The following is a 22,687-nucleotide window of genomic DNA, read 5'->3' on the forward strand; positions in this document are numbered from 1 at the left end:
GTAGTTATGGTATGAGTAAAAGGTTAGTTAAAAAAATAGTTATTGTAATGACTGTAACGTTTTTACTAAGCGCATGCAGTTTCGGGGAAACAAAAATAGAGTATGAGAGATTAGTAAAGGCATTGGATGAAGAGGACATGAGTACGGTAATGTCTGCGAGTGATGATGGATATGCTTATGTGACTCAAAGAGGTATTTATAGTACGTTTGAGCAAAAAGAAGATGGAGAGCACAGTAAGACAATTCGTCAAACTACGGAAGGTGTATATAATACAAAAGATAAAAGTTTATATGGAGAGGCGATACAAACAGTTGCGACTGATATAGAAAAAGACAAGGGGAAAAGGACAAATGAAAATTATAAAAAAGAAACTATTTATAGTACTCATGTTAAGTATGAAAATGGACAGGTGAAAAGTTCGGATTCAAATCTAGATGTTTCATACGTAAACTTAATTGTAGATCGTTTAAATGGGATAGGGAAACTAAAGATGAAGCCCGAGAATGATATAAAAAAGTTTGATCAGCCTAATTCAGTCGGATATCGACTAACTGAATCTGAATTTAAAGATATTATTAATAATAAATTAAAGATACAATACGATGAATTTGATGGAGCAACAATCGTATTGCACCTGGATGCCTCAAAAAATCCAAAACAAATTTTGCAAATGAGGATAGATATAGATTTTAAAGAAAAGAATGAGGATGGAAAATTAATAGAAAATATGTTCCAAATAATAACGTATTTTAATAGAAAACAGGATAATAACCAAGATGCGAGACAGGAATATTTAAAATACAAGGCGCAGTACAACAAAAGAGATAGTTAAGAGTGGCGATGAAAATAAAAAGGTATAAAATCAGTGACTAAGAAAATTAAATCTTTATTTTGGTAATATACTATAGTTCGGGGAAAGGTGAAGCTAACAAATGTGGAACATAAAAGAAGAAGATCTAGATGAATTTAGAATTACATGTAGACATCGTTTAAGCCCTGAAGGAGCTATGTTGTTTATGTTTGGTGGAATGCTTTATAGTTCGTTATTGATGCTTTTTATTTTTGGAGCATTAATTAGATTTGGCTGGGATTACTATCCGACTCTTTTTGACACAGTAATGGTCAGAATGGAATTGTTGTTATATAGCCTACAAGTAATCTTTTTTATTATATATCTGATCCCTAAGGTACGTTTTAAATTTCAAAAGCTCCAGACATTGGTGATATTATTATATGCGTTTCAGTTAGGTACTATAGGTCTTACGGCGTTTGTTCTTCCAGGGATGAGTAATTATTCTATTAATTTTATTACGCTTATTTATGTAGTTTTACTAGTATTAGGAGCAATACTTGTTCATGGTGTAACAACATTTGATACTTTTAAACAAGCAAGTAAAGGTGCGTTTAGTATGGGAGAAAGATCTACTTCATTTTTTAATAAGGAAAAGAAAAATGTAATGTTTGGTGTGGTAATTTATGTACTAATTCTTCTCGTTTTAATTTATATACAAAATAATTACTCATTGAGCATAATGTTTGGTTACTTTATATTTACATTCATCATGTACGCGATAGCCATAGGCGCAGCAGAGTTCCAATTATTAGTCTATTGTAGATTTAAGTTTCCGTCATTTTATATTTCGTGGGAGGAACATGAAAGAGAACGTCAGAAAAGACTAAAGATGTATGAAGAGAAGGAAAAGAAGCAAACAAAATAAAGAAATAAGTTTTGCGTCGAAATGAGGAAAGATGGATGCTTAAAATAAAGGAAGAAGATTTAGGTTTATTCAAAATTGCAAATAAAAACCGATTAAGTCCGGATTATATAAGAATCTTTTATGTAGGAGTTTTTGCATATACTTCTATACCAATGCTCATCATGTTTTTAGGTGTTTTGCTGAACGGTGATAAGATTTCTTTAACACCTTTTGAAACATTTTTGGTACGATCTGAGGTAAAGTTATACATTTTGGAGTTGATTCTTTTAATAATTTTCATGTCTTCAAAGGTTGCTTTTAAATTACAGAAACTCCAAGCCATCGTGACTTTATTTTATTCTTTTCAATTAGCAACATTACCATTTATTGTTATGATGGTTGAAGGAATGTTTGATTTTCCAAGTAATAATAAAACGTTAGTTTATATTGGTTTAATAATGTTAGGGGCGCTTTGTACTCACATTGTAACTACAATTGATGTTTTTAAAAAGGCAAAACATGGAGGATATAAATCGGAAGGACCAGCCGTCTCATTTTTTACTAACGCAAAATTATATTTATCGATTGGAATGACAATTGGTGTAATGGTTCTACTTATATTAATTTTTTTAAATCTTAATTATACATTTAGCCAAATGGCAATTTATGTTGTACAAACAATAATATTATATACATTTGCTGTAGTATCAGCAGAATTCGTCCTATTAGTGTATTGTCGCTTTAAATTTCCATCATTTAATATTACGTGGAAACAACATGAAAAGGAACACCAAGAATTTATAGCAAATAGAAAAAGAATAAGAGAGAAAGAACAAAAGCGAAACAAAAACTGAAATGAAAGTTATAAATGATACTCGTAAACTTACATTGAAGATAGAATGAATACATTATTCATAAATTAACTAGTAAAAGGAGGAATGTAATATCTTGAATAAAGATTCTAAAGCTGTAAAAAAAGAAAAAGGTTTATTTGAAAGTGTAATAGCACCTATTATTGTGGGGATTATGTTTATCTTTTTAATTCTATATAAAATAGCAGAGTTTCTGGGGAAGTGGCTCATTATTTTGTCAATACCGAGCTATATTGTTACTATGTTTATTTTTTTATACCAGAAAGAATATGGAGGTGTATTGGTTTGTGGAATAGGCTTAATACTAATGCTATCGCTGTATTTTGTGTTTGTTAAAAAAAGTAAAAAAGGCTAGTTTAATATGAAATACTAAAAACATTTATTTACTTTCAGTTTGTCTACAAAAATAGAGTTATTACATGATTTTAGAAAAGATGGTGTAATTATATGTGGAATATAAAAGAAGAAGATTTAAATGAATTTAAAAGTACTTGCAAGAATCGCTTAAGCCCCGAGTGGGCTACAGGGTTTATGTTTGGAACGATGTTTTTTATTTCATTAATAATGTTTTTTCTTATTGGAGGGTTAATAAGGTTTGGTTGGAGTTATTACCCGACTCTCTTTGATAAAATAATTGTTAGCCTTGAGTTAGTGCTTTATAGTCTTCAAGTAATTTTTTTAATTATTTATCTGTTTCCTAAGATGCCATTTAAATTTCAGAAACTACAAACACTTGTGGTACTGTTATATGCGTTTCAGCTAGGTACTATTACATTTACAATGTTGATAATCCCGGGAATGTCAAATTATTCAATTGATCAAATTACATTAATGTATGTTGGGTTATTATTTTTAGGTGCAGTCATATTACATATTTTAGCGACTATTGATACTTTTAGACAGGCAAGTAAAGGGGCATTTAATACGGGAGAAGAATCCTCTTCATTTTTTAGTAAAACAAAGAGGATTGCAATTAAGTGTGCTCTAATTTATGTGTTAACTCTTCTCATTTTAATTTATGTGCATAATGATTATACACTAAATATTTTAGGATTGTATGCGGGAGGGACTCTAATAATGTACGCGGTAGCCATAGGTGCAGCAGAGTTCCAATTATTAGCCTATTGTAGATTTAAGTTTCCGTCATTTTATATTTCGTGGGAGGAGTATGAAAGGGAACGTCAGAAAAGACTAAAGCTTTATGAAGAGAAGGAAAAAAGAAAACTAAAGAAATAAAATAAGTTTTGGTTTCTGAAAATTCGAACGGAATATATAAACAATTAAGGATTGTATAAAAATCGATGCTATTAAAAATTAAAGTATCTTCAACATAATCTGTATGGGTTAATAAATACCGGTAAGTAAAGGTGAACTATATTACTATCAAAATGGGAATGTAATGAACCTAAAAATGCCTAGAGAAATCAACGGGGTGTCAGTATGAAGTTAAAGAAGAAATCTAAGATGATGATAGTTCTGTTAATAGTATCAAGTTTATTAAGTGGATGTGGTTTTGGGGAGACGAAGATAGAATATGAGCCATTTGTCAAAGCTTTGGATGAAGGTGACATGAAAAAGGTTATGTCTGCGAGTGATGATGGATATGCGTATGTGGAACAAAGAGGTATATATAGTACATATGAGCAAAAGGAAGATGGAGAGCATAGAAAAACAATCTATCAAACTTCGGAAGGGATATATAATACGAAAGATAAAAGTTTATATGGAAATACAACACAAGAGGTTACTTCAGCAGTAGACAGCAAAGATAATAAAGAAGAAGTTGTTTATCGTACCAATATTATGTATAAAAATGGACAGGTGAAAAGTCCGGATTCAAATCTGGATGTTTCATACGTAAACTTAATTGTTGATCGTTTAAAAGGAATAGGGAAACTAAAGATGAAGCCCGGAGATGATATAAAAAAATTTGATCAACCTAGTACAGTTGGATATAAACTAAATGAATTAGAGTTTCAGAGTATTATTAATGATAAGTTGAAAATACAATATGATGAATATGGTGGTGGATCAATCGCATTGCATATTGATTCTAAAAATGGTTCAAAGCAGATATTGGAGGTAAGTATTGTAATAAATTATAAAAAGCGAAATGATGAAGGTAAGTTAGTAGAATATATATCACAAATACACACATCTTTTGATAGTCACCAAGGTAATAACCAAGATGCGAAACAGGAATATATTGATTTTAAAGCAAAGTATAATAAGACGCAGTAATATTTAGAAGGGCATTTGTACGGAAAGATAATAGCGACATAAGTGTGATAAATGTTTCATAAATATTTCTATTTGTAGTGGAAAGAAATTGAGTATAAATATGTAGCCCCAGTTGCTGGAGTAGATGCAACTGGGGCATTTATCTGTCTAAATTTAGCTTGAATACATGACATGTTTTAGTTAGGGGCACGGCTTTACAAGTAGTTTCTCCATCTTCATAATAACGGTGTGGGTTATTTTGTAATTTGCTTGTATTACTAAGTTACGACTATTTCCTCTTATAGAGTTACTTCTTATTATCGATACATCGTCCACATCCCAATATCTTTAAACCCTAATCGTTTATAAATTCGCCCAGCAGCTGGATTGTTATAAAACAAACAAAGCGTTCGGCCTTCTTTCGTAAAGTCTTGAATCATTTTTTGTAATATGAGCGAAGCGTAGCCATTTCCACGATAATTCGGGTGTGTACATACACCAACTACCATAGCGGATAATGAATTTTCAGCGGAAGTAGAGGCGGATGCAATAATAGCACCGTCTTTTTCAATATAATATGTGCGTCCTGTATTTGTTTTGAGAGCTTGTCTTAATATTTTCTCTGATTCATTAGCAACTGGAAATTCAGCAATGTCACTTCGTAATCTCATAATTCGTTCTATATCATCGAGTGAGGCAAGTTTAATTGTTTCATGAATTGGTGTGCTAGGTAAGTAGTTGTCATTTAGACATTCACAAAAATACATTTCATTTTTGACGCCTAATTGTAGACTTGGAGCAGTTTCAAACTTTTCTACAATAGTTGATTTACCAGAGAGTTTAAGCGGCTTATATGCGGAAAGAAGCGCCTCATAATCAGTGGTAATAAATTCTTCTTTACTATAGGGTATAAATGAATCGTGGAATCGGAGTAGAATTGATTTTAATGTTCCATTCTCTTTAAATACTCCCCATAATTCTTGAAAATCTGTGTCATAACCGAAAGCTTCAATATCTCCAATAATAAACAAGTTAATGGCTGCTTCTTCTTTTAGATAAGCGAATACTTGTTCATGATCTTTCTTTGTTAATTTTCGTATCATAACGAATCGACCTCTTTTTTTATTTTTCTAAATATTACAACTTAAGTTTTTTGAAATCAATATAAAATTTTATGTTTAGTTCACAAACTTTCGGAAAAACTAGGAAAGATATGACAAAGGAGGTTATGAACGGTGGATCATCCAATTCAAGGGTTAATGAAAGCAGCAATGGAAAATTTAAAAGAAATGGTTGATGTAAATACGATTGTTGGAGAGCCTGTTCAAACGGCTGACGGTGGTGTGGTGTTAACGGTTTCTAAAGTAGCGTTCGGTTTTGGAGCAGGAGGTTCTGATTTCCAAACGAATGATGGACAAAGAGCGAACGGTAACGCTGCATTTGGTGGCGGTAGCGCGGGTGGTGTTTCGATTACACCAGTAGCATTTCTTGTGGTGAATAAAGATGGAGTAAATATTCTTCATCTACAAAATGCGACACATTTAGCAGAAAAAATGATTGAATTAGCTCCACAAACAATTGATAAAATTCAATCGATGTTCCAAAAAGAAGAAAAGAAAGAGGGAAATCATCATCCTCAAAACCCAGATGAAATCCTTTAAAAACGCCTGCTTATGAGCAGGCGTTTTTTCTTGTAATCACTATGTAATAAAACACATGAAATTGTAAATAGTTTTTGCATTTTTTTCTATGTTTCTAAAATTTTTCATGTTAAAATATGCTATAGAATTGAAACATATAAAACGAAGGTGGCTAGGTGCTTTGTCTGGAGGATCTGACCAAGTAAAGAATATGATATATATTAATGGTAATCGTCGAGGTCATTGTTTTATTACATCAGGAATTACGTTTAAAGAGTTTGCGAGTAACATCCCTTCACCGCTTCATCAAGTGTTGCTTTTGAAGCACAACTTTGAATGGACGGATTTTCATTATCATACTTTATTTGAATATGTTGAGGAAGAAAATATACATAAGTTAATTCAAGCAGAGATTGATGAATTTGATGAATTTTGTTGGGTAGATTTTGATGATGCAAGCGATTTAGATGAATTAGAGCCGAAAGAAATTGCAGAATTATTATATTTGGCTCACAAAAAAGAACCACTTGCAAGAACATTCTTTCCGCTGTTGAAAAATCGATTTGTTTATTTTTCACATGATGACGGATGGTACAACAAAGTGTATTATCGTAGAATTGCTGATTTTGTAGGAATGTTAAGTAAAGTCATTCCGTATAAACTCGGTGCTTTCGGTAAGAAACGTTTTTCTTTCTTCCAAAAATCAAAAATTTTCCCAGCAATTTCAAAAGAATTGATCATGGGACTGATTCCACTAATGGAAGATGGTCTTTACATAGATCTAGCAGGGAAGATTGAGTCAAGAAGAGGTCTTGAAATTCCGGTATATGTAGTTGGTTCGTATGAAAGTACGGATGAGGTGTTAGATAATATTGATGAATTGAAAGAGGAAGCAACAGAAACAGGTTGGCTCATTTTTGATAAGAAAGAACAAGAGTGGCAATGGGTTGTTGACTAAGAAAACTTGGCGTATGAAGTCAAGTTTTCTTGTCATTTGAAAGGAGTACAAATGAAGAAATATTATACAATTGTGGGTATTATAAGTATTATTCTCGTGGCAATATTACTTATAACTTGTCCGAAAGAATCAGATTTTAAAGTGTATGTAGAGGATAAGTATGCGTTGAATTGTAATGAGAGTAGTTTTGAATGCACGCAAAATGTAGATGGTAAAAAAGAAAAACTACAATTTGAAAGTACAGATGCACGAAATGGTGTATTCTTTATGACTGTAAAGCAAACATTTAAAACAGAAGCTGGTGTTTCAAAAGAATATAGCGGAGTAGGAATGTTTGGTACATTTCTTTTTGTTTCAGAGAAGACTTTCTAGTAATAGAAGGTCTTTTTTTTATGCTTATGTTCATATAGATGAAGTAAGACAAGCATAGGAGGGATAGCGATGAAGAACACATGTATCGTTTGCGGTGGTGAGGAGTTTTTTTCCTCAACGTTATATGCACGTACGAAACAAGATTGGGCATATGCACCAAACATGTATCGATTTGAAAAAGTATTTATTGAGCATCGAGATGAAGAAAATTATCCAGTGTTTCAAGAAATTACAGCGAAACATTGTTGTGGATGCGGTCATATTATGTTGTATCATGAATGAACACACCAAGTATAACTTGGTGTGTTTTTTTAAAACGCTGACAAAGCAAGCGGATAAAGTAAAGTAAATAAAACAGAAAAACTACCAAAACCAATTGCTGTATATCCAAGTGTTCTTGCTCCGAAATTGACAGCTAATAAGCCAACTAAAATTGCTAGGGAGCCGAGCGTAACAGGATAAAAAGCAATGGAGAATAACGAAAGAAATAAAGCGACATAGCCTATCATTGCACCGGTATTTGTACCTTCTATTTCATTTGCAATTTCTTTACGCTTATGTCTAATTGGAATGCCAGCCGGTGATATTTCAGCTGCATACTCTTCGTTTTTCTCACCACTTTTTAAATGATGATTTCTCTTTCTTCGCATGTACATCCCTCTCTTTCAATTGGGTGTATCTATAGTATCTTTCAAAACGAGAAGAGCATGAGTATGAGTTAAACCCAAGTAAAGCAAAAAATGGAGAATACGCATTCCATCGTTCGCATGTACATCTCCTAATGAAGATAAAGTGTGGGGATTGGTCCATCATGATTGATTATCAGCCCGCACCAATGGGACTTTTATGAGCAGTTCTCTCCCATTAACTGCCTCGCATTCATCGAATTTTGAGGTGGGCGTTTTACTGGTAGCGGAATAAACAGGAATTTTGGAAAATGATGTAGAATGAAATGAATGATAATACGTGAAGGTAGGGGAATGTATGACGAAATTTAATTGGCATGAATCAGCAGAGAAGAAATGGGATAGTAGTGCAGAGTTTTGGAATCAAAATAGTCAGGAAATGTGGGACAGCGGAAGTAGGAGTACAATTATTCCGTTTTTTGAACAGTATGTGAAAAAAGAAGCTCAAGTGCTCGATGTTGGGTGTGGTGATGGATACGGTACATATAAATTAAGTCGCGCAGGTTATAAAGCAGTGGGAGTAGATTTATCAGAAGTGATGATTCAAAAAGGTAAGGAACGCGGAGAAGGAGTAAATTTATCTTTTATAAAAGGAGATCTTTTTGCATTACCATTTGAAAATGAACAATTTGAATCAATTATGGCCATTAACTCTTTAGAATGGACTGAAGAGCCATTACGAGCATTAAATGAGATAAAGCGTGTTTTAAAAAGAAATGGATATGCATGTATTGCAATTTTAGGACCGACAGCAAAGCCTCGAGAGAACAGTTATCCTCGCTTGTATGGCAAAGATGTTGTTTGTAATACGATGATGCCTTGGGAATTTGAGCAGTTAGCGAAAGAACAAGGTTTTGAAGTTGTAGATGGTATCGGTGTATATAAGCGTGGAGTAAATGAGAAGATGTTAGGTCAATTACCTACAGAGTTACAACAATCGTTAACATTTTTATGGGTATTTATGTTAAAAAACGTATAAAGAAATGAAAGAATTTTTAGGAGGTAAATAAGTGCAGAAAATACAAAAAACTGATACAATATCATCAGAACCAATTAAAGGGGGACTAGGGTATATGACAACTACTACAACAGTTAAATCCGACATTGAAATCGCACAAGAAGCGAGTATGAAGAAGATTCAAGAAATTGCAGCTGAATTAAATATTTTAGAAGATGAATTAGAGCCATACGGGCATTATAAAGGTAAGTTATCTCTTGACATTTTTAAGCGCTTACAGAACGAGAAAGACGGTAAAGTTGTTTTAGTAACAGCGATTAACCCAACTCCAGCTGGAGAAGGTAAATCAACAGTAACAGTTGGTTTAGGTCAAGCTTTTAATAAAATTGGTAAGAAAACAGTAATTGCACTTCGCGAACCATCTCTTGGACCAACGATGGGACTAAAAGGCGGAGCAGCAGGTGGTGGTTTTTCACAGGTAGTACCTATGGAAGACATTAACCTTCACTTTACTGGAGATATCCATGCAATCACAACTGCTAATAACGCGTTAGCAGCATTTATTGATAATCATATCCAACAAGGAAACACACTTGGAATTGATACGCGTAAGATCGTTTGGAAACGCTGTGTTGACTTAAATGATCGTGCCCTTCGTAACGTAGTAATTGGTCTTGGTGGACCAGTTCAAGGTGTACCACGTGAAGATGGTTTTGATATTACAGTAGCATCTGAAATTATGGCGGTATTCTGCCTTGCAACAGATATTCAAGACTTAAAAGCACGTCTATCTCGTATCGTAGTTGCTTATAACTTTGCAAATCAACCTGTAACGGTTAAAGACTTAGGGGTAGAAGGTGCGTTAACATTATTATTAAAAGACGCATTAAAGCCGAACTTAGTACAAACGTTAGAAAATACACCAGCTATCATTCATGGCGGACCATTTGCGAATATCGCTCACGGTTGTAACAGTGTTATCGCTACAACAATGGCAGCAAAATTAGGTGATTATGTTATTACAGAAGCTGGATTCGGTGCTGATTTAGGCGCTGAGAAGTTTTTAGATATTAAAGCTCGTGCAGCTGGTATTAAACCAGAAGCAGTTGTTATTGTTGCGACGATTCGTGCGCTTAAAATGCATGGCGGCGTAGCAAAAGATCAATTAAAAGAAGAAAATGTAGATGCATTAGCAAAAGGTATGGAAAACTTACAGAAACATGTTGAAACAATTCAAAGCTTCGGTGTGCCTTTCGTAATTGCAATTAATAAATTCATTACAGATACAGATGCAGAAGTTACATACTTACAAGAGTGGTGTAATGAGCGTGGCTATGCAGTATCCTTAACAGAAGTTTGGGAGAAGGGTGGCCAAGGCGGAGTTGACCTTGCTGAAAAAGTACTAAAAGAAATCGAAAAAGGTGAGAACAACTACGCACCACTTTATGAATTAGAATTACCATTAGAAGAAAAAATTCGTACAATTGCTCAAAAAGTGTATGGCGCAAAAGATATTGAATTTGCTCCGAAAGCACGTAAGCAATTAGCTCAATACGAAGGAGAAGGTTGGAGTAACCTACCAGTTTGTATGGCGAAAACACAATACTCTCTTTCTGACGATGCAACAAAATTAGGGCGTCCATCTGACTTTATCGTTACAATTCGTGAGCTAAAACCATCTATCGGTGCAGGCTTTATCGTTGCGTTAACAGGTACAATGTTAACAATGCCAGGTCTTCCAAAACAACCAGCGGCACTTCAAATGGATGTAAATGAAGATGGAAAAGCAGTAGGTTTATTCTAAAAGGTTGTAATTCATCTCGTTTATCTGTAAACTATATATACATCAAGTGGCGCCTTTCCATCGAAAGGCGCCTGTTTTTTGGAGGAAATTATGTTTGATCCAACTGCTTTTGACAATTTAAAAGTAATCGTAGAAGGTGCTGTGTATGATTTTGATCTACATGGAGATATTCTTGTAACAGATCGAAAAGATATGATGGACCTTGCCTCATTAAGTCGTATATATCATATCTCATTTCAATTAACAGAACCGTTCGAACCATTAGTAGAAGCAACATTTTCATTATCTGTGGATGCAAAGAACTTGTCTGGTGAAATACTAGAAGTGCCTCAGTTTACACCAGGTTGTGAAATGAAGCTAGCATTTTCATTCCCGTTAGAACAACCAGAAGTAGGATGCGAAGAAATTGAAACTTTCATGCGTTCTATATGGGGAAAAGAAAGAATGATTATGCAGAAAGTTTCATACGAATATAATAAGCAAGCGATTTCATATCATAATAAGGTAGAGGTTATATTTCAAAAAGCGATTACAGAAGACCATGTTGATGATTTAATAGCTGTTATTTCACACATGATAGAAACGGTGCGAACAATACAGCATTTTCTTCAAAAATAGAGATAAAGGAGAAAAACAAATGATAAAAGATATGCAACCATTTTTACAAGAAGCTTGGGAGAAGGCTGGTTTTAAAGAATTAACTGAAATTCAAAAACAAGCGATTCCAACTATTTTAGAAGGACAAGACGTTATAGCTGAATCTCCAACTGGAACAGGAAAAACATTAGCGTACTTATTGCCCCTTTTACATAAAATTAATCCTGAAGTAAAACAGCCACAAGTTGTTATTTTAGCTCCAACGCGTGAACTTGTAATGCAAATTCATGAAGAGGTTCAAAAATTTACAGCAGGAACTGAAATTTCAGGTGCATCTTTAATTGGTGGTGCAGATATTAAGCGCCAAGTTGAAAAATTAAAGAAACACCCGAGAGTAATTGTCGGTTCACCAGGCCGTATTTTAGAATTAATTCGTATGAAAAAGCTAAAGATGCATGAAGTGAAAACAATTGTATTTGATGAGTTTGATCAAATTGTAAAACAAAAGATGATGGGCGCAGTACAAGATGTAATTAAATCAACGATGCGCGACCGTCAATTAGTATTCTTCTCAGCGACAATTACCAAAGCGGCAGAAGACGCGGCACGTGATTTGGCAGTTGAACCACAATTAGTACGTGTAACACGTGCAGAGTCAAAAAGCTTAGTTGAGCATACGTATATCATTTGTGAGCGACGCGAAAAAAATGATTATGTAAGAAGAATTATGCATATGGGCGATGTAAAAGCAGTTGCTTTCTTAAACGACCCATTCCGTTTAGATGAAATTACTCAGAAATTGCAGTTCCGTAAAATGAAAGCAGCAGCTCTTCATGCAGAAGCAGGTAAGCAAGAGCGTGAAGCAACGATGCGAGCTTTCCGCGGCGGGAAATTAGAAATTCTACTTGCTACTGATATTGCAGCACGCGGTATTGATATTGATGATTTAACACATGTAATCCACTTGGAGTTACCAGACACAGTAGACCAATATATTCACCGCTCAGGACGTACTGGACGTATGGGTAAAGAAGGAACTGTTGTATCTCTTGTAACACAACAAGAAGAGCGTAAATTACTTCAATTTGCAAAAAAACTAGGTATCGTATTTACGAAGCAAGAAATGTTCAACGGATCATTTGTAGAAACGAAACCGAAAGCACCAAAGAAAAAGAAACCAGCATTTACTGGGAAGAAAAAGCCAAGATAAATAATTAGGGAGACGTAACTATTTGTAGTTACGTCTTTTTTATTTGCAATTGAATAATACAAGGGGGGTTATTAATGGTTATTAAAATGTATCTAGCATCATTTTTTTAATCAACATATGTACAAGGAAGTAATATAAAGAGAGTCGAATATTAAAATGATACGAAATAATAAAAAGAAGGTACATATATGAATAGGAAATTAGGGATGTTTTTAAATACGAAACATATTGAAGTAAACGAAGGAATAAAAAAGGCGAGAGAATGGAATTTAGAATGTATTCAATTGTATGCTATGAATAAGAACTTCAACTTAGCTAATATTCCAATGGTAGAATGGACTACTTTAAAGAAAGGTTTATCTTTTAATGGAATAAAGGTTCCGTCATTAGCAATTAACTTTGGAGAAAATGGAATTATAGGAACGGAAGTTGACGGTGCAATAGATCAGTTTAAATATATTGCTGACAGAGGTTTGGAGCTAGGAGCAAAGATAATAACAGCTCATATCGGGGAAATTCCAGATGATGAAAAAAGTGCGTACTATGATAAAATGGAACGGGTTTGTTATGAGGTAGGGAATTTAGCATTCAAATTTGGAGGAGTCTTCGCTATTGAGACAGGCTCTGAAAAAGCAACAGTGTTAAAACGATTTTTAGAAACTATAAACTCAAAAGGACTAGCTGTTAACTTTGACCCAGCAAATTTAATAAGTGATGTAAATGAAAATCCGGTAGAAGGTTTATTACTATTAAAAGATTATATAGTACAAACTCATATTAAAGATTGTAAAGAAGTAAAAAATAAAAATTCAAGTAAGTATATAGAAGTCGCAGCAGGAAATGGTGAAGTAGATTTCGATATATTCTTCAAGGTATTAGATGAAATTGGATTCGACGGATATAATATGATTGAAAGAAATGATTATTTTGACGAGCTGGATGGGATGAGTCAGTCGATAAATTTTGCAAAGAAGTACATATCAACTCAAAAGGAATAACGATAACACCTGTAGAAAGCTACATAGAATATAAAAAACATTAGGAGGAATACAAATGATTCATAAAGTTGGACAAATTATGGTGTATGTAAATAATCAAGATGAGGCAGTCAATTTTTGGACAGAGAAAGTAGGATTTCATGTAGTAGCAGAGGAAGATAATAAGCAAGGAATGAGATGGATTGAAATCGCTCCGACTAACGGTGCAGAAACGAGCATTATATTACATAATAAAGAAGTGATTTCTCAAATGAGCCCAGAATTGAATCTTGGTACACCATCTTTAATGTTCTTCTCAGAAAATCTTGATCAATTATATACAGATTTAAAAAATAAAAATGTTACTGTTGGCGAAATGGTGACTATGCCTTCTGGTAAAGTATTTAACTTTGCTGATAGTGAAGGTAATTATTTTGCAGTTATGGAAAAGAATAAATAATAATATTACTATGTGAAAATCCCCTTCAAATATATTGAGGGGGATTACATGTTTGAAATGAATTTTTCATTAGAGAGTTGATTAATAAAAAATACGCCTTTTTCAATAGCTGTTTCAATATAACCAACGATTTGATCAAACGTAAATACTTGTAAGTCTTCATGCAAATGTTGCTCTGGATACAACATATCTTCAAAAAGATACTTTCGAAAAGCTAGTACGTTTTCTTTAGAAACCTCTTCAATATCCACAATGTGAGCCTCTTGATTGAGAAGAGAGAAGAGCTGCTGTTCTTTATCGTAATGATGAAGCAACTTTGCATTTAACAATTTAAAATCGTTATAGTACATAGGTGCGATAGTTTCGTCATTTTCTATTCTATTTTTTAGCCAAGGTAGAAAAAAGCCACTTAGCCAATTATCATCGGCAATGAGATGGGTGTAATAACCTAAGAGAAAAGGGGAATCCATATGAACTTTATATTTTTGAAAAAAAGAATTGAAATCTATCCTTCTCGTATAGTTTTTCGTTGTGCCAGCGTAAAAGTGCGAAGCGCCTTTTTCTTCTGCTGAATGAACAGCATCAGGGGCTACACCTCCAAGTATGAACGAAGTTTTATCTTGAATACATAATTTCTCGGCAATCCTGTTAGCGATAATAGCATGCATAATTCGTGATCCCATGAATGACACCTCGGTTTCCAGTATTCATTTCAGGAAGAGGACTGGACAGTTAGTATTACTTTCCCTGTACTTTTTCTACTTTCGACCCATTCATGTGCTTTCCCTGCATCTTGAAGTGGAAAAGATTTCGTAGCCTTAATTTGCAAACTTCCATCACGTAAATAGCGGAAAACTTCATTTGCAGTTTCTTGGAGTAATTCAGGACGTTTTTTTCGTGTAGTACCAAAACTAAAACCGAGTATAGAGCGGCAACTTGCGTGTAAATCTTTCGTTTGAAAGTTACCAATTTCACCGCTTGCATTTCCGAAATGAACGAGGCGACCATAATAAGCAAGACATTTTAAACTTTTTTCCGAAACTGTTCCAGAAATAGAATCTAAAATTACATCGACCCCTTCACCATTTGTCAGCTCATTGACTTTCTCTACAAAATCCTCATCATGATGACAAATAACATAATCAGCTCCAGCATCTAAAGCGATTTTACTTTTCGCTTCATTTCCGACAGTACCGATAACAGTTCCAGCCCCTAATAGTTTAGCAATTTGAATTGCTGTCGTACCAATTCCACCAGCCGCTGCATGAATGAGTACAGACTCATCTTGTTGAAGTCTTGCTACATTTGCCAGTAAATTATAGCTTGTGAAAGATACGATAGGGCATGCCGCTGCAGTTTGAAAATCGACTTTATCAGGTAAAACGAAAGTAAGGTTTTCGTTTGCGACAACGTATTCTGCGTAAGATCCATTTTGAGGAAAAGCAATGACTCGCTGTCCAGGATGAATATTTTTCACATGAGAACCGACTCGTTCTACAATACCAGCGGCATCTATCCCTGGTATAAAAGGTAGTGCTTTATTTCCTTTTTTACCATAACGGGATTTAATATCAGCGAAATTTACACTAGTAGCAACAACACGAATTAAAACTTGATCTTCTGAAAAAGCCGGCATATCCACATCTGTATATTTCATCACTCCAGGACCACCGAACGACGTTACAATAATGGCTTTCATCATATATCCTCCTAAATTTGACTATATAAATCATTTTAAATCGTCATTAGAAATTGGAAAATTATATAATAGTTATGCGACTTTATAAGTGAAGCTTATGAACTCATTCGATCATTATATTAATTTATATAAAACTTTTTGAAAAAATCGAACGAAATATCAATTACTTGCCAATATATAGTATAAGACAAAGGAGGGATGGTATATGAAGGATGAAACAGTTTATACAGATTTGATCCAATTAACTTTATCAGGCAATAAAGAAGCATATAGCAAGTTGTATGATAAAACGATTCAAGAAGTATATAAAACAGTACATTTTTTACTAGATGATAAAACGGATGTAGATGATGTCGTTCAAGAAATATACATACAACTATATGAATCGCTTCGTAAGTATGATAACGAGAAGCCATTTCGTCCTTGGCTAATTGGACTTGCGATTAAACAAATTCACTCTTATAGAAGAAAGAGGTGGATGCGACTACGAATTATAAAAAAAGCAGAAGAGCAAAGAAAACCAGTACAAATTGATTTTTCTAACGATGTTGTAAGTAAAATATCAAACCAAAAATTAATCGAACTCATTCATAAATTACCGTATAAATTGAAACAAGTTATTATATTAAGATACTTACACGATTATTCACAAGAAGAAGTGGCACAGATATTACATATTCCAATTGGTACTGTGAAATCTAGAATTCACGCAGCATTAAAAAAACTACGTCAAAAAGAGCAAGTAGAAGAAATCTTTTTAGGAGAGGTAGGGGATGTGAAATGAGTTTAGATTGCAGAATTAGAGAATCTATACAAGAGGAATCGAATGGGATTGTTGCCCCGCCAGAGTTAAAAGAAAAAGTAATCGTTCAAATAAAAATGAATCAAGGGGGGCGTAAGAGAAAGAAAAAGAAACGTCTTATCGCAGGAGTACTTGCAGCAGCTCTTTTAATCCCGACGACTGGTTTTGCGTATCAATCTATTATGGCGGATGGTATATACGGTTCTTTTGAGAATTTAAAAAAACATGCTGGAACGATGACATTAGAGGCGTACATGCGTTTTAGTGCAAAGTTATCAGAAGCGAAAGATGAAATGGGTGCGAAAGAATATGAAGAGTTTACAAAAGAACTAAAAAAATTAACAAATGCAAAGCTTGCATACGGAGATTCGAACGGTAATATTGATTATGATCAATTATCACCAGCAAAAAGAGATGAAATGAAGAGGGTAAGTATGGGGCTTCAACCATACTTTGATAAATTAAATGGTCATAAATCTAGTGAAGAAGTATTAACACAAGAAGAGTTTGATCATTATGTGGAAGCTTTAATGACATATGAAATCGTACAAGTAAAGACAAAATCAACTGGTGGAATGAAAGTAGAAGACGTACCTGAGGCGTACAAAGAAAGATTTATTCAAGCAGAGCGGTTTATGGAGTATGTAGATGAAAAGGTGAGATAAGTAAAAAAGCTCATAGCCTAAGCTGTGAGCTTTTCTTATTGAAACGTAAATATATTAACCACTTATTCCTTTTGCTAGCAATAGGAAGTATACAACTACTAATATTACGCCATTTAATGTCGTACCAACTATTCTGAATAACCAATTCTTTGATGCGATTGCAAAAAGAATACCGAGTAATGAAAGTATAGCTAGAATCGTAATAATTAAGGTTAAATTTGCATTAGGTCCTCTTAAAATAAAGAAAGAACATATACTTGCGAGAAACATTAGACACGAGAATCCAAAAAGTCTATACATAATAATTCTCCCTTAGTTGAAGTGTCATTTAACTTAGTACACGATTTTCTTTAGTTTAACATAAATTTCCTAGTACATATTGAATATGTAAACAATAAAAAACGAGTATACAATCTACTGATTGTATACTCGTTTTATTCTTACTTAAATTTCCTTACCGCATGAATAGCGACTCTTACAAGTAATATCGCACTTATAAATAAACCACCGTAACCAACGACACTTAAAAATTGATTATTTGGTTCTTTCGCATTGTTTGCTAAATGTAATACGCCTACCGAAATCCCACCAAATGCAGTTCCAATAAACGCAATGAGGAATTGTGAGATAAATGTAGTAATGAATGATGCATTTGTTTCGTCAGAGAAAAAGCCGACCTTTACGGACAATTCTCCGTTTTCTAGCTTTGAACTTAAATCATCTAATTTTCTAGGAATGCGTCGCATGGCAGGTAACATAGAGAGTAATTCGTTTGTTGCAGCTTCTTTTAAACTAGAATAATTGTTAACCGGCATGAAGCTAGCTGCATGATCTTTCGCAAAGCGCTTCGCTTCGTCCATTAAATTGAATTCAGGATTTAGTTGTAGCATCGTTCCTTCTAGCGTAATTAGGGAGCGGAAAGCCCCTGCAACCATTGGATAAAACGCTAATTCAAACTCAGCGATTATTTGAAACAACCCTTGCATGAATTCTTCAGAACTGTTTGTAGAGCCGTACGTACTTTGAATTAATAATTGGCTGATAGATTGTTCTAATCCTTCTTTATCAACATTTGGTTTCTTTTCAACTAATTGAAGCAGTCCATCAAGCAAGACATATGAATTTTTGCGCTCAAAGCCAATAAGTAGTCGCTTGAATGCATCTTGTTGTAGGGTTCCTAATCTTCCGACAGAACCGAAATCAAGTAATGCAGGAGTGCCATCACGAAGAATATACACATTACCTGGATGAGGGTCTGCATGGAAAATACCTTTAAAGAAAATTTGCTCTAAAATACAATCAAAGAGTTGCCGTTGTACTTTTTTCGTATCAATTTGTAATTCATTTAATAATGCTGACCCACTTTTAACACTTACTCCATCTAAAAATTCAAGCACAAGTATTTTTGAATTACTGTATTCTTGATATACTTTCGGTATTTTTACTTTCGTTTCACTATTTTTTAGTGAATCAGACACTTGTTCGAAGTTACGAGCCTCAATTTTGAAATCAATTTCTTCTTTCATTGCGATAGAGAAGCCATGTGCTAAATCAAGAAATCCAATATTTTTAGCCCAAGTTGATTTGTTGGAAATCCATAAAGAAAAGTGAATTAAAATATCTAAGTCACGTTTAATTGTCTCAGAAATATTAGGACGTAGTAGTTTAACGACGACATCCTGGTCGTTTTCTTTCAACTTTGCTTTATGTACTTGGCCAATAGAGGCGGCAGCTAACGGTTCCATTTCAAAGGAGCTGAAGATTTCATCTTTTGGTGTATGTAGTTCCTTTTTCAATATTTCTTCAACTTGTTTTTGTGATAAACGTGTTACATTTTCCTGAAGGTTTGATAACTCGTGAATAAAAACAGGTGGTAATAAATCAGAGCGAGTTGATAAAACTTGTCCGAATTTAATAAATACACCACCGCATTCTTCTAGTGTATTTCGAAGTGAAGTGGCGAGCTTACGATCTGCTTCTGGTGAGCGCTTTAAAGCTAAATATTTTCCCATTCCGTGTTTTATTGCAATAGAAGAGACGCGCATATATCTTTTTTGTCTACCAATCTTAGCGAAGAATTTTGAAATAGGATTTTGGCTTTCCGTTACTACGTCATCCATTTCGCCACGCCTAATAGGATCAAATAATTCAAAAACTAGGTAACAAAGCATCGATACAATTAATGAGCTTCCTAGCCAAAAATATCTATCAACACCGACAACCGATTCATCTTGATAACGTAAATATAAAAACCAATACAGAGCTGACGTAAGTGAAACACCTACAGTGGCTGCACTTGCTTGTTTGAAAAGATTTAGTTTTGTACCAATGAGTCTACCACTAATAAAAGACATAATGACTGCTAGTAGAAAAAATTGAAAAAACATTGTATCATTCCTCCGAAATTTATTCGATAACTGTATTATACAGGAATATAAGTATTCTAAAAACAAGCCAAGGCAGTACAATCCTTGACTTGCACGATTAAATAAAGCATTCAATTATATTTTTTCATCGTTGCATTGTCCTTTTGTATAAAACAATCTAAAAGTGAATAACCAGCTATTAAACTAATTATCGTAACAAAAGTTGTATTTATAAGAATAATATTAGCTAAATAAGGTAGGTATTGGCCAACTGGTGAAAAGAGTAGGGCTGGAGAAAAGGAAATGAATAGCATAGGCACTGTAATAGCAATAAACTTATCCGGTTGAAAGCTCCAGTTTTGTTTACTCGTTGCGTAATTAATAGATTGAAGGAATCGTAATAAAATGCCGACCAAAAGAGGAAAGAGTGTAAAGTAGAATAATCTTGGATAAACGTTAAAGTTCACCTGTGCGTCTGTATCTAAATAAAATTGAATTTTTACTCCTACAAATAATAATAAGATGATAAATAATGTGAAGCAGAGATATTGAATCACTTTTTGCATTCTATTCCACCCTCCTTTACTAAAAATATATTCAAAAAAAGAAGAGATATACAATAACGACTGTTGTATATCTCTTCTTTTACGGTTAGTTAATAGTGGAATTGGATTTCTCTTGTTTCGTGAAATAATCAATAATGCCCATCGCACTAATTTCTATATCTAGATGTAAAATGTTATAAACGGAATGATCTGATGGGATATTTAATGTTGTAAGGTGAGAAGAAATCTTATCCATTAATACAGTTTGTAAAGCCTTAGTAGCCTTATCGAAATCATCATACTGTTCAAAGACCTCTTTACCAGTATGAACGAAAATAGGTAACCAATGTTCCAGTTGATTATATATTTCTGTAACATGAGAGGATGCGCCGTAATGACCGAAATAAATAGTATCTATATTCATGCTTTGAATATGATTTTTAGAAGCAATCATCGCATCTGGCTGAAATTGTGAAGGGGACGTTGATGGTAGATATAGTTCTACATCAAGGTCTGCGAGTTCTCTATAATAAATTCCAATTGTATCGCCAGTAAAAATGCCGTTTGTTAATGAATCGTGAATACTAATATGGTGCTTTGCATGTCCTGGTGTATCATAAAATGTAAGGATGCGGTCTTCTGCCATTTTTAACGTATCACCGTGTTGTACAATATGAACACGTTCTTCTTCAATTGGAAGAATTGGATCAAAGAGTTTATCGAAATCTTCTTTGTACACAGCTTTTGCGCCTAAAATAAGTTTTGTTGGATCAATCATATGACGAGCACCACGAGAATGCACATATAAAGTAGCATTTGGGCACTTTTCCATCATTAAACCAGCTGCCCCGGCGTGATCTAAATGAACATGTGTAACGATAATGTTTTTTACATCGTTTAAATCAATATGTAATTGTTGTAAGCCGTCTAAAATATACGGAAGAGAAGGGGCTGCACAAGTTTCAATTAAAGTAATATCGTCACCTAATAAAACGTACGTACCAGTTCGTTCATTGTGTTGTAAATCGAAATCATCAATAAGATATAGGTGAGAAGATAATTGCTCTACTTTTTTCATCTTTACCACTCCTTATATAATGCATGTTTCTATTATACGCTAAAATAGAAAAAAGGCAGAAAACGAAAGCTCGTCTTCTGCCTTTTTGTAATACTATTATTTCGTTTGTTCTTTACTAATAGACATAATGAACAGTCCAACAATGCCCCCTACTAATGGAAGCATAATCTCTCCTGCTAAATTAAAGTAGGAGCTTAAGAATAAACCATTTACATCGATTACCCAGCCAGTAACATACAATAACATCATATATAGTACGAAATAAAACTCGCGATTTGAAATCGTTTCATGTTGTGCAGTTTTCATAATGAACACCATCCTTTTCTTTTATAATGGAATATAAACTGTCACATTTTGTTCACAATTTAATTGTAAAACTTTCCATCATAAAAGTCTAGTAATTTGTGTCGAATTTTCGAACGGAAATAAAGCGCTATCATTATAGTGTATAAGTACGTAATAAGAGCTGTATATTCACGAATGTAGTATAGTATAAACATAGAATGATAGTGAAGAGAGGGGCAAAGACAATGACAGTTTATGATTTTTCAGCTAAAACAATTACAGGAGAAGAAAAATCGTTAAAAGATTACGAAGGAAAACCACTCCTTATTGTAAATGTAGCTAGCAAATGTGGTTTCACACCGCAATATAAAGGATTACAAGAGGTATATGATAAATATAAAGGCCAAGGCCTCGAAATACTCGGATTCCCTTGTAACCAATTTGGAGGACAAGAACCAGGTACAGAAGCGGATATTACGAGTTTTTGTGAATTAAACTACGGTGTAAATTTCCCGATGTTTGCAAAGATTGATGTGAAAGGTGATAAGGCTCATCCTCTATATACATACATGACAGAACAAGCACCAGGTTTACTTGGTATGAAAGCAGTGAAATGGAATTTTACAAAGTTTCTAATTGGAAAAGACGGGAAAGTAGTAGGGCGTTTTGCTCCGCAGACGAAACCGGTAGATTTAGAGGTTGAGATTGAGAAGGTACTTGGGGAATAATTAGGAGTTTCACTTTATTAAAAATGCCTCAAAGAACAATGTAGTTCTTTGAGGCGTTTTCTTTAAA

28 protein-coding genes are annotated in these 22,687 nt (G+C 33.9%); 19 read left to right on the forward strand and 9 right to left on the reverse strand.

Annotated features, from left to right (window positions below):
- The first annotated feature begins 11 nt into the window (after nt 1–11).
- The 6 genes from COK05_RS07245 to COK05_RS07270 all read left to right on the forward strand — a co-directional run bounded on the left by COK05_RS07245 (nt 12) and on the right by COK05_RS07270 (nt 4,811).
- Nucleotides 12–833 carry a DUF3952 domain-containing protein gene (locus COK05_RS07245; RefSeq protein ID WP_029442153.1) on the forward strand — a complete coding sequence of 274 codons (822 nt, stop codon included), beginning with the start codon at nt 12–14 and terminating at the stop codon, nt 831–833.
- Between the two features lie 100 nt (nt 834–933).
- Nucleotides 934–1,719: a hypothetical protein gene (locus tag COK05_RS07250; protein WP_098612034.1), complete on the forward strand. Its 786-nt coding sequence runs from the start codon at nt 934–936 to the stop codon at nt 1,717–1,719.
- A 35-nt stretch (nt 1,720–1,754) separates the two neighbouring features.
- Entirely contained in the window at nt 1,755–2,552 is a 798-nt protein-coding gene (locus COK05_RS07255) for a hypothetical protein (RefSeq protein ID WP_098612035.1), read from the forward strand.
- Between the two features lie 94 nt (nt 2,553–2,646).
- Nucleotides 2,647–2,925 (forward strand): hypothetical protein, encoded by a 279-nt coding sequence (locus COK05_RS07260; RefSeq protein WP_001990239.1) that lies wholly within the window; start codon nt 2,647–2,649, stop codon nt 2,923–2,925.
- 92 nt (nt 2,926–3,017) lie between these two features.
- Complete coding sequence (locus tag COK05_RS07265; protein WP_098612036.1) at nt 3,018–3,806, forward strand: hypothetical protein; 789 nt, start codon at nt 3,018–3,020, stop codon at nt 3,804–3,806.
- Nucleotides 3,807–4,010: 204 nt separating this feature from the next.
- Nucleotides 4,011–4,811 carry a DUF3952 domain-containing protein gene (locus COK05_RS07270; protein ID WP_098612037.1) on the forward strand — a complete coding sequence of 267 codons (801 nt, stop codon included), beginning with the start codon at nt 4,011–4,013 and terminating at the stop codon, nt 4,809–4,811.
- 296 nt (nt 4,812–5,107) lie between these two features.
- Here the strand turns inward: COK05_RS07270 and COK05_RS07275 are convergent, their stop codons facing one another.
- On the reverse strand, nt 5,108–5,893 hold the full coding sequence (locus tag COK05_RS07275) for a GNAT family N-acetyltransferase (RefSeq protein ID WP_098612038.1): 786 nt from the start codon (nt 5,891–5,893) through the stop codon (nt 5,108–5,110).
- A gap of 132 nt (nt 5,894–6,025) precedes the next feature.
- Between COK05_RS07275 and ytfJ the strand changes: the two genes are divergently transcribed.
- From ytfJ to COK05_RS07295, 4 genes are all read left to right on the forward strand, one after another.
- Nucleotides 6,026–6,451: a GerW family sporulation protein gene (gene ytfJ / locus COK05_RS07280; RefSeq protein WP_000349986.1), complete on the forward strand. Its 426-nt coding sequence runs from the start codon at nt 6,026–6,028 to the stop codon at nt 6,449–6,451.
- Nucleotides 6,452–6,611: 160 nt separating this feature from the next.
- Nucleotides 6,612–7,388, forward strand: coding sequence for an oxalate:formate antiporter (locus COK05_RS07285; protein WP_000014087.1), 777 nt, complete (start codon nt 6,612–6,614; stop codon nt 7,386–7,388).
- Between the two features lie 51 nt (nt 7,389–7,439).
- Nucleotides 7,440–7,760, forward strand: coding sequence for a hypothetical protein (locus tag COK05_RS07290; protein WP_000761171.1), 321 nt, complete (start codon nt 7,440–7,442; stop codon nt 7,758–7,760).
- Between the two features lie 69 nt (nt 7,761–7,829).
- Nucleotides 7,830–8,042 (forward strand): hypothetical protein, encoded by a 213-nt coding sequence (locus COK05_RS07295; protein ID WP_000798747.1) that lies wholly within the window; start codon nt 7,830–7,832, stop codon nt 8,040–8,042.
- A 29-nt stretch (nt 8,043–8,071) separates the two neighbouring features.
- Here the strand turns inward: COK05_RS07295 and COK05_RS07300 are convergent, their stop codons facing one another.
- On the reverse strand, nt 8,072–8,410 hold the full coding sequence (locus COK05_RS07300) for a permease (RefSeq protein WP_098612039.1): 339 nt from the start codon (nt 8,408–8,410) through the stop codon (nt 8,072–8,074).
- Nucleotides 8,411–8,744: 334 nt separating this feature from the next.
- Here COK05_RS07300 and COK05_RS07305 point away from each other — a divergent pair, with 334 nt between their 5' ends.
- The 6 genes from COK05_RS07305 (at nt 8,745) to COK05_RS07330 (ending at nt 14,452) form a co-directional block, all read left to right on the forward strand.
- Entirely contained in the window at nt 8,745–9,425 is a 681-nt protein-coding gene (locus COK05_RS07305; RefSeq protein ID WP_098612040.1) for a class I SAM-dependent methyltransferase, read from the forward strand.
- 94 nt (nt 9,426–9,519) lie between these two features.
- Entirely contained in the window at nt 9,520–11,208 is a 1,689-nt protein-coding gene (locus tag COK05_RS07310; RefSeq protein ID WP_098130740.1) for a formate--tetrahydrofolate ligase, read from the forward strand.
- A gap of 90 nt (nt 11,209–11,298) precedes the next feature.
- On the forward strand, nt 11,299–11,826 hold the full coding sequence (locus COK05_RS07315; RefSeq protein WP_141538938.1) for a hypothetical protein: 528 nt from the start codon (nt 11,299–11,301) through the stop codon (nt 11,824–11,826).
- Between the two features lie 19 nt (nt 11,827–11,845).
- On the forward strand, nt 11,846–13,015 hold the full coding sequence (locus COK05_RS07320; RefSeq protein WP_098612042.1) for a DEAD/DEAH box helicase: 1,170 nt from the start codon (nt 11,846–11,848) through the stop codon (nt 13,013–13,015).
- Nucleotides 13,016–13,203: 188 nt separating this feature from the next.
- The gene (locus COK05_RS07325; protein WP_098612043.1) at nt 13,204–14,013 is read left to right on the forward strand and encodes a sugar phosphate isomerase/epimerase family protein; all 810 of its coding nucleotides are present in this window, start codon (nt 13,204–13,206) and stop codon (nt 14,011–14,013) included.
- Nucleotides 14,014–14,068: 55 nt separating this feature from the next.
- Nucleotides 14,069–14,452 carry a VOC family protein gene (locus COK05_RS07330; RefSeq protein WP_098612044.1) on the forward strand — a complete coding sequence of 128 codons (384 nt, stop codon included), beginning with the start codon at nt 14,069–14,071 and terminating at the stop codon, nt 14,450–14,452.
- 44 nt (nt 14,453–14,496) lie between these two features.
- On the opposite strand, the gene COK05_RS07335 is transcribed toward COK05_RS07330, so the two are convergent.
- Nucleotides 14,497–15,135: a zinc dependent phospholipase C family protein gene (locus tag COK05_RS07335; RefSeq protein WP_098612045.1), complete on the reverse strand. Its 639-nt coding sequence runs from the start codon at nt 15,133–15,135 to the stop codon at nt 14,497–14,499.
- Nucleotides 15,136–15,164: 29 nt separating this feature from the next.
- Nucleotides 15,165–16,151 (reverse strand): quinone oxidoreductase family protein, encoded by a 987-nt coding sequence (locus tag COK05_RS07340; RefSeq protein ID WP_098612046.1) that lies wholly within the window; start codon nt 16,149–16,151, stop codon nt 15,165–15,167.
- Nucleotides 16,152–16,356: 205 nt separating this feature from the next.
- Between COK05_RS07340 and COK05_RS07345 the strand changes: the two genes are divergently transcribed.
- Together COK05_RS07345 and COK05_RS07350 are read left to right on the forward strand one after the other, a co-directional pair.
- Complete coding sequence (locus COK05_RS07345) at nt 16,357–16,935, forward strand: sigma-70 family RNA polymerase sigma factor (protein WP_098612047.1); 579 nt, start codon at nt 16,357–16,359, stop codon at nt 16,933–16,935.
- The gene (locus COK05_RS07350) at nt 16,932–17,618 is read left to right on the forward strand and encodes a DUF3600 domain-containing protein (RefSeq protein ID WP_098612048.1); all 687 of its coding nucleotides are present in this window, start codon (nt 16,932–16,934) and stop codon (nt 17,616–17,618) included. The genes COK05_RS07345 and COK05_RS07350 overlap by 4 nt, the downstream gene beginning before the upstream one ends.
- A 54-nt stretch (nt 17,619–17,672) precedes the next feature.
- Here COK05_RS07350 and COK05_RS07355 read toward each other — a convergent pair whose 3' ends face one another.
- From COK05_RS07355 to COK05_RS07375, 5 genes are all read right to left on the reverse strand, one after another.
- Nucleotides 17,673–17,918 (reverse strand): hypothetical protein, encoded by a 246-nt coding sequence (locus tag COK05_RS07355; protein WP_098612049.1) that lies wholly within the window; start codon nt 17,916–17,918, stop codon nt 17,673–17,675.
- Between the two features lie 140 nt (nt 17,919–18,058).
- On the reverse strand, nt 18,059–20,005 hold the full coding sequence (locus tag COK05_RS07360; protein ID WP_098612050.1) for an ABC1 kinase family protein: 1,947 nt from the start codon (nt 20,003–20,005) through the stop codon (nt 18,059–18,061).
- 110 nt (nt 20,006–20,115) lie between these two features.
- On the reverse strand, nt 20,116–20,550 hold the full coding sequence (locus tag COK05_RS07365) for a hypothetical protein (RefSeq protein ID WP_098612051.1): 435 nt from the start codon (nt 20,548–20,550) through the stop codon (nt 20,116–20,118).
- An 85-nt stretch (nt 20,551–20,635) separates the two neighbouring features.
- On the reverse strand, nt 20,636–21,607 hold the full coding sequence (locus COK05_RS07370) for an MBL fold metallo-hydrolase (protein ID WP_098612052.1): 972 nt from the start codon (nt 21,605–21,607) through the stop codon (nt 20,636–20,638).
- 96 nt (nt 21,608–21,703) lie between these two features.
- Entirely contained in the window at nt 21,704–21,913 is a 210-nt protein-coding gene (locus COK05_RS07375) for a DUF3925 domain-containing protein (RefSeq protein WP_098612053.1), read from the reverse strand.
- Between the two features lie 224 nt (nt 21,914–22,137).
- Here COK05_RS07375 and bsaA point away from each other — a divergent pair, with 224 nt between their 5' ends.
- Nucleotides 22,138–22,620, forward strand: a complete 483-nt coding sequence (bsaA, locus tag COK05_RS07380) for a glutathione peroxidase (RefSeq protein ID WP_098612054.1) — start codon at nt 22,138–22,140, stop codon at nt 22,618–22,620.
- The last annotated feature ends 67 nt before the right edge of the window (nt 22,621–22,687 follow it).

This window comes from Bacillus cereus (assembly GCF_002567495.1).
Classification (GTDB): domain Bacteria; phylum Bacillota; class Bacilli; order Bacillales; family Bacillaceae_G; genus Bacillus_A; species Bacillus_A cereus_AQ.

What these genes read in the sequence shown, in the direction of transcription:
- COK05_RS07290 (WP_000761171.1), top strand. Translation starts at nt 7,440, where the DNA reads ATGAAGAAATATTATACAATTGTGGGTATTATAAGTATTATTCTCGTG.
- COK05_RS07270 (WP_098612037.1), top strand. Translation starts at nt 4,011, where the DNA reads ATGAAGTTAAAGAAGAAATCTAAGATGATGATAGTTCTGTTAATAGTA.
- COK05_RS07245 (WP_029442153.1), top strand. Translation starts at nt 12, where the DNA reads ATGAGTAAAAGGTTAGTTAAAAAAATAGTTATTGTAATGACTGTAACG.
- COK05_RS07305 (WP_098612040.1), top strand. Translation starts at nt 8,745, where the DNA reads ATGACGAAATTTAATTGGCATGAATCAGCAGAGAAGAAATGGGATAGT.
- COK05_RS07330 (WP_098612044.1), top strand. Translation starts at nt 14,069, where the DNA reads ATGATTCATAAAGTTGGACAAATTATGGTGTATGTAAATAATCAAGAT.
- COK05_RS07360 (WP_098612050.1), bottom strand. Translation starts at nt 20,005, where the DNA reads ATGTTTTTTCAATTTTTTCTACTAGCAGTCATTATGTCTTTTATTAGT.
- COK05_RS07295 (WP_000798747.1), top strand. Translation starts at nt 7,830, where the DNA reads ATGAAGAACACATGTATCGTTTGCGGTGGTGAGGAGTTTTTTTCCTCA.
- COK05_RS07350 (WP_098612048.1), top strand. Translation starts at nt 16,932, where the DNA reads ATGAGTTTAGATTGCAGAATTAGAGAATCTATACAAGAGGAATCGAAT.
- COK05_RS07365 (WP_098612051.1), bottom strand. Translation starts at nt 20,550, where the DNA reads ATGCAAAAAGTGATTCAATATCTCTGCTTCACATTATTTATCATCTTA.
- bsaA (WP_098612054.1), top strand. Translation starts at nt 22,138, where the DNA reads ATGACAGTTTATGATTTTTCAGCTAAAACAATTACAGGAGAAGAAAAA.
- COK05_RS07250 (WP_098612034.1), top strand. Translation starts at nt 934, where the DNA reads ATGTGGAACATAAAAGAAGAAGATCTAGATGAATTTAGAATTACATGT.
- COK05_RS07255 (WP_098612035.1), top strand. Translation starts at nt 1,755, where the DNA reads ATGCTTAAAATAAAGGAAGAAGATTTAGGTTTATTCAAAATTGCAAAT.
- COK05_RS07345 (WP_098612047.1), top strand. Translation starts at nt 16,357, where the DNA reads ATGAAGGATGAAACAGTTTATACAGATTTGATCCAATTAACTTTATCA.
- COK05_RS07375 (WP_098612053.1), bottom strand. Translation starts at nt 21,913, where the DNA reads ATGAAAACTGCACAACATGAAACGATTTCAAATCGCGAGTTTTATTTC.
- COK05_RS07335 (WP_098612045.1), bottom strand. Translation starts at nt 15,135, where the DNA reads ATGGGATCACGAATTATGCATGCTATTATCGCTAACAGGATTGCCGAG.
- COK05_RS07340 (WP_098612046.1), bottom strand. Translation starts at nt 16,151, where the DNA reads ATGAAAGCCATTATTGTAACGTCGTTCGGTGGTCCTGGAGTGATGAAA.
- COK05_RS07300 (WP_098612039.1), bottom strand. Translation starts at nt 8,410, where the DNA reads ATGCGAAGAAAGAGAAATCATCATTTAAAAAGTGGTGAGAAAAACGAA.
- COK05_RS07315 (WP_141538938.1), top strand. Translation starts at nt 11,299, where the DNA reads ATGTTTGATCCAACTGCTTTTGACAATTTAAAAGTAATCGTAGAAGGT.
- COK05_RS07310 (WP_098130740.1), top strand. Translation starts at nt 9,520, where the DNA reads ATGACAACTACTACAACAGTTAAATCCGACATTGAAATCGCACAAGAA.
- COK05_RS07275 (WP_098612038.1), bottom strand. Translation starts at nt 5,893, where the DNA reads ATGATACGAAAATTAACAAAGAAAGATCATGAACAAGTATTCGCTTAT.
- COK05_RS07325 (WP_098612043.1), top strand. Translation starts at nt 13,204, where the DNA reads ATGAATAGGAAATTAGGGATGTTTTTAAATACGAAACATATTGAAGTA.
- COK05_RS07320 (WP_098612042.1), top strand. Translation starts at nt 11,846, where the DNA reads ATGATAAAAGATATGCAACCATTTTTACAAGAAGCTTGGGAGAAGGCT.
- COK05_RS07355 (WP_098612049.1), bottom strand. Translation starts at nt 17,918, where the DNA reads ATGTATAGACTTTTTGGATTCTCGTGTCTAATGTTTCTCGCAAGTATA.
- COK05_RS07370 (WP_098612052.1), bottom strand. Translation starts at nt 21,607, where the DNA reads ATGAAAAAAGTAGAGCAATTATCTTCTCACCTATATCTTATTGATGAT.
- COK05_RS07265 (WP_098612036.1), top strand. Translation starts at nt 3,018, where the DNA reads ATGTGGAATATAAAAGAAGAAGATTTAAATGAATTTAAAAGTACTTGC.